Annotated in this window: 15 protein-coding genes and 1 pseudogene; 15 read left to right on the forward strand and 1 reads right to left on the reverse strand. The window is 32.6% G+C overall.

From position 1 onward, the window contains the following. The first annotated feature begins 62 nt into the window (after nt 1-62). The 4 genes and pseudogenes from coaBC to CD111_RS02855 all read left to right on the forward strand — a co-directional run bounded on the left by coaBC (nt 63) and on the right by CD111_RS02855 (nt 5216). Nucleotides 63-1265, forward strand: a complete 1203-nt coding sequence (gene coaBC / locus CD111_RS02840) for a bifunctional phosphopantothenoylcysteine decarboxylase/phosphopantothenate--cysteine ligase CoaBC (RefSeq protein ID WP_095088453.1) — start codon at nt 63-65, stop codon at nt 1263-1265. Beyond that, nucleotides 1262-3670 carry a primosomal protein N' gene (priA, locus tag CD111_RS02845; protein ID WP_095088451.1) on the forward strand — a complete coding sequence of 803 codons (2409 nt, stop codon included), beginning with the start codon at nt 1262-1264 and terminating at the stop codon, nt 3668-3670. Before coaBC ends, priA begins: the two co-directional genes overlap by 4 nt. A gap of 185 nt (nt 3671-3855) precedes the next feature. After that, nucleotides 3856-4631 (forward strand): annotated as a pseudogene (locus CD111_RS02850) (glycerophosphodiester phosphodiesterase family protein). Between the two features lie 54 nt (nt 4632-4685). Then, nucleotides 4686-5216 carry an NUDIX hydrolase gene (locus CD111_RS02855; RefSeq protein WP_095088449.1) on the forward strand — a complete coding sequence of 177 codons (531 nt, stop codon included), beginning with the start codon at nt 4686-4688 and terminating at the stop codon, nt 5214-5216. 86 nt (nt 5217-5302) lie between these two features. On the opposite strand, the gene CD111_RS02860 is transcribed toward CD111_RS02855, so the two are convergent. After that, on the reverse strand, nt 5303-6067 hold the full coding sequence (locus CD111_RS02860) for a DeoR/GlpR family DNA-binding transcription regulator (protein WP_095088447.1): 765 nt from the start codon (nt 6065-6067) through the stop codon (nt 5303-5305). 171 nt (nt 6068-6238) lie between these two features. Between CD111_RS02860 and CD111_RS02865 the strand changes: the two genes are divergently transcribed. The 11 genes from CD111_RS02865 to rlmN all read left to right on the forward strand — a co-directional run bounded on the left by CD111_RS02865 (nt 6239) and on the right by rlmN (nt 16807). Continuing rightward, nucleotides 6239-7321, forward strand: a complete 1083-nt coding sequence (locus CD111_RS02865) for an MDR/zinc-dependent alcohol dehydrogenase-like family protein (RefSeq protein WP_095088445.1) — start codon at nt 6239-6241, stop codon at nt 7319-7321. Nucleotides 7322-7334: 13 nt separating this feature from the next. Continuing rightward, nucleotides 7335-8585, forward strand: a complete 1251-nt coding sequence (locus CD111_RS02870) for an MFS transporter (protein ID WP_095088443.1) — start codon at nt 7335-7337, stop codon at nt 8583-8585. A 29-nt stretch (nt 8586-8614) separates the two neighbouring features. Next, nucleotides 8615-9640: a dihydroxyacetone kinase subunit DhaK gene (locus CD111_RS02875; protein WP_095088441.1), complete on the forward strand. Its 1026-nt coding sequence runs from the start codon at nt 8615-8617 to the stop codon at nt 9638-9640. Continuing rightward, a complete protein-coding gene (dhaL, locus tag CD111_RS02880) occupies nt 9624-10256 on the forward strand; it encodes a dihydroxyacetone kinase subunit DhaL (protein ID WP_095088439.1) in 633 nt (210 codons plus the stop codon). The genes CD111_RS02875 and dhaL overlap by 17 nt, the downstream gene beginning before the upstream one ends. Nucleotides 10257-10268: 12 nt before the next feature. Continuing rightward, the gene (gene rpiB / locus CD111_RS02885) at nt 10269-10712 is read left to right on the forward strand and encodes a ribose 5-phosphate isomerase B (RefSeq protein WP_095088437.1); all 444 of its coding nucleotides are present in this window, start codon (nt 10269-10271) and stop codon (nt 10710-10712) included. A gap of 369 nt (nt 10713-11081) precedes the next feature. Further along, nucleotides 11082-11426 carry a hypothetical protein gene (locus tag CD111_RS02890; protein ID WP_095088435.1) on the forward strand — a complete coding sequence of 115 codons (345 nt, stop codon included), beginning with the start codon at nt 11082-11084 and terminating at the stop codon, nt 11424-11426. A 550-nt stretch (nt 11427-11976) separates the two neighbouring features. Continuing rightward, entirely contained in the window at nt 11977-12888 is a 912-nt protein-coding gene (locus tag CD111_RS02895; protein WP_095088433.1) for an LPXTG cell wall anchor domain-containing protein, read from the forward strand. Nucleotides 12889-12993: 105 nt separating this feature from the next. After that, nucleotides 12994-13482 (forward strand): peptide deformylase, encoded by a 489-nt coding sequence (gene def / locus CD111_RS02900; RefSeq protein ID WP_095088431.1) that lies wholly within the window; start codon nt 12994-12996, stop codon nt 13480-13482. After that, entirely contained in the window at nt 13475-14407 is a 933-nt protein-coding gene (gene fmt, locus CD111_RS02905) for a methionyl-tRNA formyltransferase (protein ID WP_095088429.1), read from the forward strand. The genes def and fmt overlap by 8 nt, the downstream gene beginning before the upstream one ends. Beyond that, complete coding sequence (gene rsmB / locus CD111_RS02910; RefSeq protein WP_095088427.1) at nt 14404-15714, forward strand: 16S rRNA (cytosine(967)-C(5))-methyltransferase RsmB; 1311 nt, start codon at nt 14404-14406, stop codon at nt 15712-15714. Before fmt ends, rsmB begins: the two co-directional genes overlap by 4 nt. A 1-nt stretch (nt 15715) precedes the next feature. Then, nucleotides 15716-16807 carry a dual-specificity RNA methyltransferase RlmN gene (gene rlmN / locus CD111_RS02915; protein ID WP_095090144.1) on the forward strand — a complete coding sequence of 364 codons (1092 nt, stop codon included), beginning with the start codon at nt 15716-15718 and terminating at the stop codon, nt 16805-16807.

Raw genomic sequence — 16807 nt, forward strand, 5'->3', positions numbered from 1 at the left:
CAAATTAAAGAATGTATAATAAATAACAAGACTTAGAATCGAATTTTCGGAGGCATTAATATATGAAAAATATACTTTTAGCTGTAACTGGTGGGATTGCTGCATATAAAGCAATTGATTTAACAAGTAAATTAACGCAAAGTGGATATGATGTACGTGTCATGCTAACAGAAAACGCACAACAATTTGTGACGCCTTTAGCTTTTCAAGCGATTAGTCGTAATCACGTTTATACCGATACTTTTGATGAAAAAAATGTCAGTGAAATACAACATATTACGTTAGCTGATTGGGCAGATGCCGTTGTCGTTGCCCCAGCGACTGCTAATACGATTAGTAAGCTAGCTAATGGACTTGCAGATAATATGGTCACATCAACGTTATTAGCTACGACTGCTCCAGTGTTTATTGCACCAGCAATGAACGTACATATGCTAGAACATCCATCAATAGTAGATAACATGTCTCGATTAAGAAGTTATGGTTATAAATTTATTGCCCCTGGTGAGGGCTATTTAGCATGTGGATACGTTGCAAAAGGAAGAATGGAAGAGCCATTTACAATATTATCAATTATAGACGATTATTTTAAAGAACAATTAAATCCGAAGACATTTGCACTTCAAGGGAAAAATATATTAATAACTGCAGGTCCAACTGTAGAAAAAATAGATGCAGTTCGTTATTTTACGAATCGTTCAAGTGGAAAGATGGGCTATGCATTAGCTGAAGCGGCTAGAGACTTAGGGGCAAACGTTACATTAGTAAGCGGAGAAACTAATCTTTCACGACCATTAGGTGTGGAATTTATTCAAGTGATGAGTGCTGAAGAAATGTTTAACGCCGTTAAATCGCATATGCAAGAAATGGACATCATTATTAAAGCTGCAGCAGTTGCTGATTATACACCAAAAACAGTTTTAAATAATAAAATGAAAAAGCAAGATGGCAATTTAACTTTAGAATTTGAAAGAACGACAGATATCTTAAAATATTTAGGAGAACATAAAGAACATCAATATTTAGTAGGTTTTGCAGCTGAAACAGATAATGTTGAAGAATACGCTATGGGCAAATTACGAAAGAAAAACGCAGATGTTATCATTGCAAACCATGTCGCAAATTCAGCAATTGGATTTAAATCTAATGATAATGAGGTCGAAATGTTCTTTAAGAATGGTGATAGAGTTCTTCTCAATAAAGAATCTAAAAAGAAAATTGCATTTAAAATTTTACATGAAATAACGAGTAGGTGGGAATCTTGATAGCTAATGTGGTAGTGGATATTCCGTCTAAAAACGTAGACAAAATATTTGATTATAAAATACCGCCTGATATAGAAGAGATAGTTAAAGTCGGTGTAAGAGTAGAAGTGCCTTTCGGTTCTCGAAAAATTCAAGGATTTGTAATTAATATTAGTGAACAACTATCTAGTGATATAGATATGTCGAAAGTAAAATCCATAATTAGAGTTAAAGATTTCAAACCAGAATTAACACCAGAATTAATAAAATTAAGTGAATGGATGGCGAATTTTCATCTCGTTAAACGAATTTCAGCACTTGAAATCATGTTGCCAAGTGCTGTTAAAGCAAAATACCAAAAAATATACCAAGTAAATGATCCTGAGAACTTGCCTGCACATATATTGAATAGGTTTAATAAAGAAGGGATATTGACCTTTGATCAAGCACAACAATCAGAAATTGTCACTGATTTAGAAGGTTATGTTAAATCTGGACAATTAGTTAAAGATACAATAGTAGGGCAACAATTAACTAAAAAATATGCTACATGTATAAGGATAATGCCAACAGATCGACTTGATGAAATAATTGAATCGCTTCATAAGAAAGAAAAGCAATTAGACATATTAAATTACTTAATTGAACATAGAAACGAAGATGTTTTATTAAAAACATTAAAAGAAGAAGGATTTTCAAATTCAAGTATAAATACACTCGTTAAAAATCAAGTGCTAGAAAAATACAATTCAGTTGTAGCGAGAGATCCATATGAAAATCGTATTTTTGAAAAAGAACATAACAAATCACTGACAAATGATCAACAACATGCTTTTACTCAAATAAATGAAGCAGTACAAGGAAATGAATCGACAACATTTCTATTGCATGGCGTAACGGGTTCAGGGAAGACTGAAATATATTTGCAAACTATAGAGAATGTTCTAGAAAAAGGAGAACAAGCTATAATTCTTGTGCCAGAAATTGCATTGACGCCACAAATGGTTAATCGATTTAAAGCGAGATTTGGTGATGAAGTTGCAGTGTTACACTCAGGATTATCCAAAGGTGAAAAATATGATGAATGGCAAAAAATAAGAGACGGAAAAGCGAGTGTTTCAGTTGGAGCCAGATCCAGTATATTTGCACCTTTTGAAAAATTGGGACTTATCATCATAGATGAGGAACATGAGTCTACATATAAGCAAGAAGATTATCCAAGATATCATGCAAGAGAAATCGCTATATGGAGAAGTGAATACCATCAATGTCCAGTTGTGTTAGGTTCTGCGACACCAAGTTTAGAAACGTTCGCACGTGCAGAAAAAAATGTATATCAATATTTAGAATTACCAGAACGTGTTAATAAACAGAAGATGCCGGAAATTGAGTTGATAGATATGAGAGAAGAACTCAAAGAAGGAAATCGGTCAATGTTCTCTGAACAACTTAAACAAGCGATACAAGAACGTATAGATAAGAATGAACAAGTCGTTCTATTCTTAAATAGAAGAGGACATTCATCATTCGTATTATGTAGAGATTGCGGACATGTGCCACAGTGTCCAAATTGTGATATATCATTAACTTATCATAAGACACATGACGATTTAAAATGTCACTACTGTGGATACAGTGAACCAATGCCACAATTATGTCCAAGCTGTGAAAGTGAACATATAAGACAAATGGGAGTCGGTACGCAGCAGGTTGAAGAACAGATATATTCAACATTTGAACAAGCAAAAGTCATAAGAATGGATGTGGATACCACATCTCGTAAAGGTGCCCACGAAAAATTGTTAACAGCATTTGGAGAACAAGAAGCAAATATATTATTAGGGACACAAATGATAGCAAAAGGATTAGACTTTGAAAATATTACACTCGTTGGTGTTTTAAATGCAGATACAATGTTGAATTTACCAGATTTCAGATCTAGTGAGAAAACATTCCAGTTATTAACACAAGTAGCAGGGAGAGCAGGCAGACATAAGAAAAAAGGCGAAGTCATGATTCAGACATATAACCCTGAACATTATGCAATATTAGATGTAACAAAAAATGACTATTTGTCATTTTATCAAAAAGAAATGAAGTTTAGACAAATAGGTAAGTATCCGCCATATTATTACTTAGTTAATTTGACTATTAGTCATTTTGATAAGACAAAAGTGTTAAAAGCAGCTAAACATGCACATGACATATTGATTCAACATGTATCAAGTAAATCCTTTATATTAGGGCCATCACCAAGCCCATTATCAAGAATAAATAATCAGCATCGCTTCCAAATACTCATTAAATTCAAGAGTGAACCTGACTTATTAACAGCACTCCAATATTTAGACGATTATTACCATGAACAATATGTTAAAGATAAATTATCATTAGAAATTGATATAAACCCTCAGATGATGATGTAGAAAATTAAATTCTATTAGTTATAATGGCCTGAGAACTTCATTAAGAATAACATTTTCAAATTTATTAAACCCTAGCTTATTGTGACAAGCTAGGGTTAATTTTAGGATTTTTATGATAATATTGCTTTGAATACTAAAAAGTAAGGGAGGATATAAAGTTGAATAGAATCATATTACTAGGCTTCGTGAGTTTCCTAACTTTAGGTGCGTGCAATAATCAAGAAAGTGTATTAGATAAAGATTATTTAAATATAGCTCATAGAGGCGCAAGTGGTTCTACCCCAGAACATACATATGTTGCATACGACAAGGCAATTAAACAAAATGCAGATTATACGGAACTTGATTTACAAATGACTAAAGATAACAGATTAATTGCAATGCATGATAATAAGGTAGATAGAACAACAAATGGTACAGGACTGGTTAAAAATAAATCCCATGAAGAAATAAAAAAACTAGATGCAGGATCTTGGTTTGACAAAAAAATTAAAGGTGAAAAAGTCCAGAATTAAATGATGTATTAAATAAATATAAAGATAAAACAAATTTCTATATTGAAACGAAACATCCTGATATGTATCCGGGTATGGATAAACAGTTAATTAATGACTTAGAGAAGAATAATATGTTAGATGAAGATGGATTAAAAAAAGGTAAATTAATCATTCAATCATTTTCTGAAACGAGTTTAAAAAATATACATAAATTAAATGAAAGCATTCCACTCATTCAGCTAGTAGATGATAAAGATGTATTAAAATTAAATGACAAAGAACTAAAACGCCTGTCTAACTATGCATATGGACTTGGATTTAACAAAGATCTTGTAAATAAAGATTTAATAGAAAAGTGTCATAAACATGGATTGAAGGTTCACGTATTTACATTAAATAATGAAGAAGAGGTAAAAGAAATGAAAAAATTAAATGTAGATGGTGCATTCAATAATAATCCTTAATTCAGATTGTGTTTTTTGTGAATTATTAAATATTGAACTAAGGGGTTGTAAGAAATGGAAGATGATAAAGAAAACATTATAGAAAAATGGGATGCTTATGATAAAGATTTAAATAAATTAGGATATGATCTAATCCGGGGAGAAGATATTGAAGATAATGTTTTTCATCTAGTATCAGAAGTTGTGATTATAAATAGTGATGGCAATTATTTAGCTATGAGAAGAGATTTTAATAAAGTTTATCCAGGGTTATATGAAGTATCAGTTGGTGGTAGTGCTTTAAGAGGAGAAAGTCCAATTCAAGCTGCTAAACGAGAGACTTTCGAAGAAACCGGAATTAAAGTTTCTCATTTGAAACAAGTAGGAATATATATTGCAGAGCAGTATAATACTATTTATGTTATGTTTCTTGCATATGTAGATATTAATAAAGATAGTATTGTACTCCAAAAAGGTGAAACTATAGATTATAGATGGGTTCCAAGTTCGGAAATCAAAAATTTCTTAAATTCAGAAATGCATGTACCAGGTAAAAATGAGAGAGTTAAAAAAATGATCAATATGTTAAAGATAAATTATCATTAGAAATTGATATAAACCCTCAGATGATGATGTAGAAAATAAAAAACCGAGCAAATCATGATAAAAAATGATTTGCTCGGTTTTTTATTTTATTCTGCAATGGTGATTTCCACTGATGTAGCTTCCATGAATTCTTTACTTAACGGTTTGTCAGTAATGATTTCATCAATTTCTGTAGTTTTCGCGAATGAAAGCGTTGAAGAAACATTGAACTTGCTATGATCCAACAATGCAACAACATACGTACTTTGACTAGCCATAACTTTCTTTAGTTCTACTTCACTGAAGGAAAAGTCAGTTAATCCATTTTTGACTGTAAATCCATTTGCTGAAACAAAGAAATAATCAATGTTATATATATCTAATATTTGAGAGTCAAGCTTTCCTGTTATGGCATTAGACCCTTTTGTTACAAAACCGCCTATCATAAGGACAGTTAAATTAGGATTTTCTTTAAGTAAAATTGCATTCTCTAATCCATTTGTTAAAACAGTTAATTGTAAATCTGTATCTGCAAGTACTTTCGCGAGTTCGTATGTTGTAGAACTTGCATCTAATAAAATACATTGATGATTTTCGATTTTTTTTAATGCATGTTGACCAATTTTTTCTTTGGCTCGATGATGTTGATTTCTTCTTTCATTGAAATTTATGTTATTCGTATTACTTTTAATTAGTTTTGCGCCACCGTGTGTACGTTCTAATTTTTGTTCTTGTTGTAATGCACTTAAATCTGATCTAATCGTTGCTTCAGAAACATTGGCGTAGTCTGAAAGTTGTTTAACAGTAGCGCGCTTGTTTATAGATAAATAAGATAGGATAAGTTCTCTTCGTTCATCAGCGTAAATTTTCATCATGTCACTTCCTTGAGATTAGTCTATCTCATTTTTAAATAATTAACAATAAAACAAGAAAAAACGAAAAAAACTAACAATAAACGAAAGAAAATTTGCATTATTAGAAAATATATCATAAAATAACGATAATAAATGAAAGCGTTTTACAAATAAAAAGGAGTGTTTAATATGAGTAATCAAAATTATCCAGAAAAAATGAAAGCAGTTGTCGCATATGCACCGGGAGATTATAGATATGAAGAAGTGAACACACCAAAGATAGAAAATCCTAAAGAAATCATTGTTAAAGTAGAAGGTTGTGGCATATGTGCTGGTGATATTAAAGCATATGGTGGTGCACCTAGTTTCTGGGGAGATGAGAAGCAACCATCATACATTAAAGCACCAATGATTCCAGGTCATGAATTTATTGCACGTGTAGTAGCAAAAGGTGACGACGTTACAGATTACGAAGTAGGAGATCGTGTTATTTCAGAACAAATCGTTCCATGTTGGGATTGTAGATTCTGTAATCGAGGACAATATTGGATGTGTGAAAAGCATGACCTTTATGGATTCCAGAAGAATGTAAACGGTGGAATGGCAGAATACATGAAATTTACAAAAGAAGCTATTAACTATAAAGTACCAGAAGATTTACCACTTGAAAAAGCTATTCTTATTGAGCCTTATGCATGTAGTTTACACGCAGTACAACGTGCCAATATTCAACTAGGTGACATTGTTGTATTGTCTGGTGCAGGTACATTGGGATTAGGTATGGTTGGTGCAGCTAAAAAAGCAGGTGCCGAAAAATTAATCGTACTTGATATGAAAGACGATCGATTAGAATTAGCGAAGAAATTCGGGGCAGATTTAGTGATGAACCCTAGCAAAGTTGATGTTGAGAAAGAAATTAAAGCATTAACGGATGGTTATGGTTGTGATGTTTATATTGAAGCAACAGGTCATCCAGCATCTGTAGAACAAGGATTAGCAAGTATTCGTAAATTAGGAACGTTCGTTGAATTTTCTGTATTTGGTGAACCAGTTTCTGTTGACTGGAGCATTATATCTGACCGTAAAGAATTAGATTTATTAGGTAGCCACTTAGGACCATATTGTTATCCATTAGTCATTGATGGTATAGGAAATGGTGATTTCCAAACTGAAGGCGTCGTGACTCATCAATTACCATTGGAAAAATTTGAAGAAGGATTTGAGTTAATGAAAAAAGGGGACAAATCATTGAAAATTGTTCTTATTCCATAAGAGGGTGTAAAAAATGAATAATAAATTAGCAAAAGCAGGAATGCCTCCATCATTACTATGGGGTTATATCGGCGTATTAATATTTATGATGGGTGATGGACTTGAACTTGCGTGGATTAGTCCATATCTAGTAGACCAAGGCTTATCAGTCCATCAAGCAGCAGTATTGACGACATCATATGGTGTAACAATTGCTATTGGCTCATGGTTATCTGGTGTTTTAGTTGAAATTCTTGGACCGAGAAAAGTTATGCTGATGGGGACATTGGCATATATTATCGGTCATGTAATATTTGTTGGTTTTGCAGTCCCAACAATGAATTATGGATTAATGATACCTTCATACGCAATTAGAGGATTTGGTTATCCATTATTTGCTTATTCATTCTTAGTTTGGGTTGCATATCGTTCGCCACAAGAAAGATTAGGATCAGCAGTAGGTTGGTTTTGGTTTGTATTTACAGGAGGACTAAGTGTGTTTGGTGCATTTTATTCATCATTTGCAATAAATGCATTTGGTGAAATTCCAACGCTATGGACATCTATCTTATGGGTACTTATTGGAACATTCTTAGCAGTGTTTGTTAACAAAGATAAATTTGTTGTAGTAGATTCAGGCAATTCATTTAAAGAACATATAGTTGAAATGGGTGCAGGAATTACAATATTGAAACGTGAACCAAGAGTAGCAGTTGCATGTTTAGTACGGATTATCAATCAAGCAGCTCAATATGCTTTCCCGTTATTCTTACCTATCTATTTAGCATCAAAAGGTATAGAAACAACAACATGGCTAAATATTTGGGGAACAATCTTTATTGCAAATATTATATTTAATCTGATATTCGGTGCGTTAAGTGACAAAATCGGATGGAAAAACACAGTCTCATATATTGGTGGAATCGGCTGTGCAGTATTTACACTAGGTTTATATTTAATACCAGAATTTTTCACAGGAAATGTTTATATAGTCGGAGCAGTCGGATTCTTATGGGGAATGTGTTTAGCAGGATTTGTACCAATTTCTGCTTTAGTTCCATCATTAGTTAAAGATGGCGATAAAGGACCAGCGATGGCAATATTAAATTTAGGAGCTGGACTTTGTGTATTCGTAGGACCAGGACTTGTCGCACTATTTTATGAATCAATAGGCGTACAAGGAATGATGTACTTGTTATTCGCTTTATATGCAGCAAGTGCAGTAATGACACGTGTTTTAAAAACACCAGAAGAAAGAGAAAAGGCAAAACTAAAAGTATCGTAAACATGTGAAGTTGAAGGAGCGTTTAGATAATGAAGAAAATGATAAATAATCCAGATGATGTAGTAGAAGAATTAGTGAGTGGCTATGTGAAAGCCTATCCTGATTATATTCGATATTCAGAGAATCACCGCCGAGCATTAATCGGTAAGAAAAGACATAAAAATAGAAAAGTAAGTGTCTTAATCGGTGGTGGGTCTGGACATGAACCTGGATTTTTAGGATATGTAGGTCAAGGTATGGCAGATGGTGTTGCAGTCGGTAACATCTTTGCATCTCCATCTCCAATTCCTATTCAAACAGTGACACAAGAAATACATAAAGGAGACGGTGTCCTTTATATTTACGGTAATTATGCCGGTGATTTAATGAATTTTGAAATGGCGTCTGAAATGACGGAAATTGAAGATGATATAAAAACAACAGCAGTCATTGGTAACGATGATTTAGCATCTTCAAAAGACCCAACAGACAGACGTGGTATTGCTGGTGAATTACTTGTATTTAAAGTTGCTGGTGCCGCTGCAGATTTTGGATATGATTTGGAAACTGTGACTAAATTAGCACAGAAAGCAAATGACTCTACACGTTCAATGGGAATAGGACTCAGTCCATGTTATTTACCACAGACTGGTAAGCCAAGTTTTGACCTTGAAGAAAACGAGATGGAAATTGGGTTAGGACACCATGGAGAACCAGGCATTGAAAAAACGACAATTCGATCAGCTAAAGAAACAACAGAAGTCCTAATGACTAATATTTTTAAAGAAGGCATATATGAAGCAGGCGATGATGTTGTCGTATTGATAAATGGATTAGGTGCGACGTCACAGATGGATTTATACATTATAAATAACACAGTGGATGACATGTTGAAATCTAAACAATTGAATACACATAGAACGTATGTAGGAGATTTTATCACGTCAATGGAAATGTCAGGATTTTCAATCACATTGATGAAAGTTGATGATGAATTAAAGAAATGTATTGATCATCAAGTAGATTGTCCAAACTTTACGCAAATTGGAGGTCATGATGATGACATTAACAAGTAAACAATATAAAGCATATATTTTAGAATTAACAACTTTATTTGAAGAAAAAAGAGATGAACTTTGTGAACTTGACCGCAAAATTGGCGACGGTGATCATGGTATAACAATGAATATTGGTTATCAGGCAGTTCGAAAAACAATTGAAGAAGAATTGCAAGATCAAGATGACATATCTAAAATTAGTGTCGCAGTTGGAAAGTCATTTTTAGAAGCAGTTGGCTCTTCGGTAGGTCCATTATATGCTTCAGGATATTTGAAAGCAGCATTAGCAACTAAAAATTTAACTGAATTAGATGATGAACATTTATATGATTTTTGGATTAGTTTTAGTAAAGGAATTAAAGATAGAGGTAAAGCTGAAGTTGGAGATAAGACAATGATTGACACTTTAGAACCATTCTTTATTCAATTAGAAAAAGCAAAAGCATCCAACAAGACATTTAAAGATGGATTTATTGAAGCATTAGAAGAAGCGAAAGCCGGAATGGAAAGCACGAAAGAAATTATTTCAAATAAAGGTCGTTCAAAACGATTAGGAGAAAGATCACAAGGTACAACTGACCCAGGGGCAGTATCTTCATATATGATGTTAGAGAAATTCAAAGAGTCAATATAGGAGGAATTATAAATGAAAATTGCAATTGGAGCAGACCATATAGGATACGATCTGAAAGAAGGGATAAAATCATTTGTAGAAGAGTTAGGACATGAAGTAACAGATTACGGTTGTCATAATTGCGCTGAAACAGATTATCCCGATGTAGCAGAAGAAGTAGCGAAACAAATACAAGCAGGAGAACATGATAGAGGCATATTAATTTGCGGTACAGGAATTGGTGTTGCAATTACAGCTTGTAAAATAAAAGGCATAAGAGCTGCGTTAGCACATGACGTATATTCTGCAGAACGTGCACAACTAAGTAATAATGCTCAAATTATGACGATGGGTGCACAAATTATTGGATTAGAAGCGGCTAAGAAAAATGTCAAAGCCTATTTAGATAGTACATGGGCTGGAGGATCACAAAGAAAAGTAGATAAGATTGATAAAGTAGAAGAAGGACAGAATTGATACTAAAGAAATATGAACATATGTTCTTATCATAAAAAGGAATGGCTTTTGGCCATTCTTTTTTTAGTGAAAATAAAAAGTAAGGATGTTTTTCTATTCATAAATTCAATCCTTTACGAGGTGTAATATGGAAAATATATACAATGAAGATAACACATACTATAACTTATCAACAAGTGTATATAATTATAAAAAGTATTAAGATATTGTAGATGTAAAGAATCATTTGAGGAAACTATTTCAGGATTAAAAAAAGCAAGAAAGGAATTAGAGAAGTATGCGGAGAAATTAATTGACGCTGCTCAAAAAATGGAAGCACGAGATCATAAAATGAGTGAAATCTATACATTATTCGAAAGGTGATAGAATATGAATTTAGGGGATTATGTTAATGTCGCTGAAATAGGTGTTAAAGCTAGTGCAAAAACATTGGGAAAGAAATTCAAAGAAACAGAACGCTTAGAAGTAATAAAAAGCAAAATGAAAAAAGCATTAGAAAATATGGTCGAAGAAGAAAAAAGTCATATCGAAAATACATCAGAAAAAGTGTCGGAATTAATCACTGAGTTAGATAACGCTGACAATAACTTATCAGAATCATTTGAAGGAAAAGCTGGAGATGCTGCTAGAGAATGGATTACTTTGGAAAAAAGGAATTTAAGAGGTATCTTGCAATATAGTAATACTGCTGTTGATAGTTGTAAAGTTAATTAATATTTTAAGAAGTAAGATTTAATATGTACATTCATACATGAGACAAATTGAATTTTCAGTTCAGCACTATTCCTCGGGCGTAGCGATGGTTAAAACAATCTAGTATAGCAACACGGGTAACTTGTTCCTGTGTTGCTTTTTTCTTTGGTCTTTTATATAGATAAATATGATAAGAATACGATTTTTATTATGTCTTGATGATTACGATAAAAATGAATTACACACCAAATAACTGCACAAACTTCTTTTTTTACTTAGTTTAATATATTGTCCAATCATATTTCTCTAAAGCATTTCTTATCTTATGAACAACCTAGTGAGAATGAAAGAGTTCCTCAAAAAGTAATGGCAATAGTCCATTACTTTTTGTTAGAAAATAAGTGGAAAATTCTGATAAATATCTCGATTTCATATGGATAATTTTGTAAGAATAACATATAATAAGTATAAGAACATTTCATAATAAATTATATATTAAATACAAAAATAGATGAATATAAAATTTGTGAAACTAAATACTATAAAATCTATTTATGGGAGAGTGGGTAATATGTATAAAAAATTGATTTATTCAACATTAATTGGTGTTGGTTTACTAGGAAGTATTTCAGGTAATATAGAAGCATCCCCTAACGGAAATATAGAAACTAATGTTGATAAAGAACTAAAGAACAATTCAGGTAGTGATTCAAACATTAAAGTAGAGAAAGAATATGTTTTTAAACAAATTCAGAATGGTCCTCAACAAGTAATTAATAATGACGGCTCTATTTCATTAGGAACTGGTTATGTAATAGATATGTGGATAGCTCCTCCGGCAGATTATTGGTTACCTAATAAAAAACTAAATCCTAAATACAGTCATATAGACGATCAATTAGATTATATGGACTGGTATACTAAAAATGGTAAGTATGCAGATTTATTTATAGGTAAGCATCCAAGACCAGTAAATGGGCAAGTCTTTAAACCAAAAAATCAAACAACTGACGATGATGTAAAGAAAGAAGAACCAAAGAAAGAAAAGCCGAATAATGGGGAACCAAAGAAAGATAAAATAGTAAAAGAAGAACCAAAGAAAGAAAAGCCGAATAATGGGGAACCAAAGAAGGATAAAATAGTGAAAGAAGAACCAAAGAAAGAAGAAGCAAAACAAGGTAAAACAACAACAGATAAAACAACAAAAGATACAACAACAGATAAAACAACGAAGGAAATACCAAAACAAGTTTCAAAAAATCAAACTCCGATTAAAGATCTAAATAAAGATAAAGCACAATCTGGAAATGTAAAACCAAGTGACCGAATTAGTAAAAATATTGATAGTAAAGATGTAAAGAACAATAAACAATTACCACAAACTGGGGAAGTGGATGGGACATTTAACTACAGTTTATTATTTGGATTAGTTGGTATTGCCTTAATTGGTTTCACAAGTGTAAGAAAAAGGATTAAAAGTTAATTGATTATAACTTTAACTAAGCGACAGGGATGAACATTCTCTGTCGCTTTTTGTTGTGTTTTAAGTTATAATAATACGATGAGTTTTTATAAAGGAGCGAAATAAATGGCTGTAAAACCACTTGTTACTGTACCAAATCCAATTTTAAATAGAGAAGTTAAAGATGTTGTGAAATTTGATGAATCTTTGAAGGCTTTGATTGCAGATTTAGAAGACACAATGTTTGAGAATAATGGTGTGGGGATTGCTGCACCTCAAATCGGGATCGACTTAAAAGTTGCACTTGTTGATATGGAACAAGATGGTATATTGCAGCTGATAAATCCAACGATAGAATCACAATCTGAGAAGGTTGTTGCAGATGTTGAAGGATGTTTAAGTGTACCTGGTGTTTATGGTGAAGTTGAGCGTAGTAAGATGATTGTAGTAAAGAGCTACGATATTAATGGTAATGAAGTTGAATTGACGGCATATGATGATATTGCGCGTATTATTTTACATGAGGTAGATCATTTATATGGTGAAATCTTTACTGATAAGATGATAAGAGAAATAAGTGAAGAAGAATTAGAGGAGATGTATGAGGATGAATAAGATTGTATTTATGGGTACACCTGACTTTTCAACCGGTATATTAGAGATGCTGATTAAAGCGTATGATGTTATAGCAGTTGTAACACAACCTGATCGTCCTGTTGGTAGAAAGAAAATATTAACACCACCTCCTGTTAAGAAGGTTGCATTAGCGCATGATATTCCTGTTTACCAACCTGAAAAATTAATTTCTTCGCCTGAACTTGATGAAATCATTAAACTTGAGCCTGATTTAATTGTTACAGCAGCTTTTGGACAAATATTACCTAAGTCATTACTTGAAACACCTAAATACAAGGCAGTAAATGTTCATGCATCTTTACTTCCTAAATATAGAGGTGGCGCACCGATTCATTATGCCATTATGAATGGTGAGACAAAAACAGGTGTAACAATTATGTATATGGCAGAAAAATTAGATGCTGGGAATATTATTAGCCAAGCGGAATTAGAAATTGAAGAAAATGATACAGTAGGAGATGTTTTCGATCGATTAGCAGTACTAGGTACGGAATTATTGAAAGATACACTTCCTGCTATTTTTAATGGTACAAATGAAAGTATGCCACAAGATGAAACGAAGGTTAGTTTTGCTTCTAATATTAAAAGAGAAGATGAAAGAGTGGACTGGACGAAAGATGCTCAGTCGATTCATAACCATATACGTGGGCTATCACCTTGGCCAGTTGCATACACAACAATGAATGATAAGAATATGAAGTTATGGCGCAGTTATATTGTGTCAGACGTTAAAGGTGAACCTGGTGAAATTGTTTATACTACGAAAGATGCATTTGTGATAGCGACAGGATCAGTTGATGGAATCGCTATAACAGACATACAAATAGCAGGTAAAAAACGAATGAATGTGCAAGATTATTTAAGCGGATTACAATCCAAAATTGATGGGACAAAATTAATATGATGAAAAATAACGTAAGATATGTAGCTTTAACAATTTTAGACGATGTGTTAAATGGTGAGGCGTACAGTAATCTACAATTAAATGAAGCAATAAAAAATGAAGCAGTCACACAAAAAGACATAGGTTTATTAACGGAATTAGTTTATGGCACGTTACAAAGGAAGATAACGTTAGAGTATTTAATCGAGCCATTTATACAAACGAAATTAAAAGGTTGGATGAAACGTTTATTAATCATGAGTGCCTATCAGTTTGTATATTTAGACAAAGTACCAAACCATGCGATTATTAATGAAGCGGTTAATATTGCTAAAGCGCGTGGTGACCTTCACAATAGTAAAGCCATTAATGCTATTCTTAGAAACTTTATTTCTTCACCACTAAGATCTTTAGATGAGATTAAACATGATGATAAAAGGTTATCTATTGAAGGAAGTGTACCATTATGGTTGACGAAACATTGGATTACGCATTTCGGATATGAAAAAACAAAAGAAATGTGTTTATTAAGTTTAACGCCTCCTGATACTACTGTGAGAGTTAATACGACGCGTATAACAGTACAAGAAGCGGTTGAAAGATTAGAAAGCAATGGTTATACTGTCAAAATGGACAAAGACATCGAACGTTGTTTACACATTAAAGGTGAACCAATTGTTAATGATCGACTTTTTAAGGACGGCTTAATATCAATTCAAGATAAAAGTTCTATGTTTGTTGGAGAAATATTAAATGTCAAAAAGGGCAGTACAGTATTAGATACATGTAGTGCACCAGGTGGTAAGACGTGTCACATAGCAGAAATGTTAGACCAAACTGGCCAAGTAGATGCATTTGATATCCATCCACATAAGATAGATTTAATAGACTTTAATGTCAAAAAATTAAGATTAAATAATGTGTCGACGAGTGTACATGATGCAACAAAACCATTTGACAAAACATATGATTATATTTTAGTAGATGCACCATGTAGTGGTTTTGGTGTTATGAGAAGAAAACCAGAAATCAAATATGATAAGACAACTAAAGATGTAGAAGCACTTTGGCACTTACAAGTTGAAATTTTAGAAAATGCGAGTAAATCTTTAGCACCTGGCGGAGAATTAGTTTATTCCACATGTACGATAGAGCAAATGGAAAATGAAAATGTTGTATATTCATTCTTAAAAGCAAACGATGATTTTGAATTTGCACCATTTATTGACCCAAGAACAAACGAAGAAACAAAGACATTACAATTATTACCTCAAGATTATAATTCTGATGGCTTCTTTATTACAAAAATTAAAAGAAAGGAAAGATAATATGCCAGCAATACAAAAAAAGAAAAATAAATTCATGCCTAACTTCGAACGACCTTCTATATATTCTCTACAGTTAGGAGAACTTGAAGATTGGTTAACAGATCAAGCAGAACCAAGGTTTAGAGCGAAACAAATATTTGATTGGTTATATGTTAAAAGAATAAATGCATTTAGTGAAATGACGAACTTATCAATTGAATTGAGAGAAAAACTAGCACAATCATTCGAAATCACGACGTTAGAAGTAGCAGTTAAACAAGAGAGTAAAGATGGAACAATTAAGTTCTTATTTGAATTACAAGATGGATATACGATAGAAACTGTGCTAATGAGACACGAATACGGTAATTCAGTATGTGTTACAACACAAGTAGGTTGTAGAATTGGATGTACATTTTGTGCTTCCACACTAGGTGGCTTAAAGCGTAATTTAGAAGCTGGAGAAATTGTATCTCAAGTCCTTACAGTTCAAAAAGCATTAGATGAAACGGATGAACGTGTGAGTCAAGTCGTTATAATGGGTATTGGTGAACCATTTGAAAACTACGATGAAATGATGGACTTCTTAAAAATTATCAATCATGACAAAGGTTTGAATATTGGTGCGAGACACATTACTGTTTCTACATCAGGTATCATTCCAAAAATCTATGATTTTGCTGATGAATCATTACAAATAAACTTTGCATTAAGTTTACATGCAGCGGACAATGAGACACGTTCAAGATTAATGCCAATTAATAGAGCGTATGACTTAGATAAATTGATGGAAGCAATCGAGTACTATGTAAACAAAACAAACCGAAGAATTACATTTGAATACGGGTTGTTTGGCGGCGTGAATGATCAAGTTCACCATGCTAAAGAATTAGCAAAATTAATTAAACATTTAAATTGCCATGTTAACTTAATTCCTGTTAACCACGTACCTGAACGAGACTATGTTAAAACACCAAAAGAAGATATATTTAAATTTGAAAAAGAATTAAAAAGACATGGTATAAATGCTACAATTAGACGTAACCAAGGTGCAGATATTGATGCAGCATGTGGTCAATTGAGAGCAAAAGAGCGAAAAGAAGAAACGAGGTAA

It is taken from the genome of Mammaliicoccus stepanovicii, assembly GCF_002902525.1.
GTDB classification, from domain to species: Bacteria; Bacillota; Bacilli; order Staphylococcales; family Staphylococcaceae; genus Mammaliicoccus; species Mammaliicoccus stepanovicii.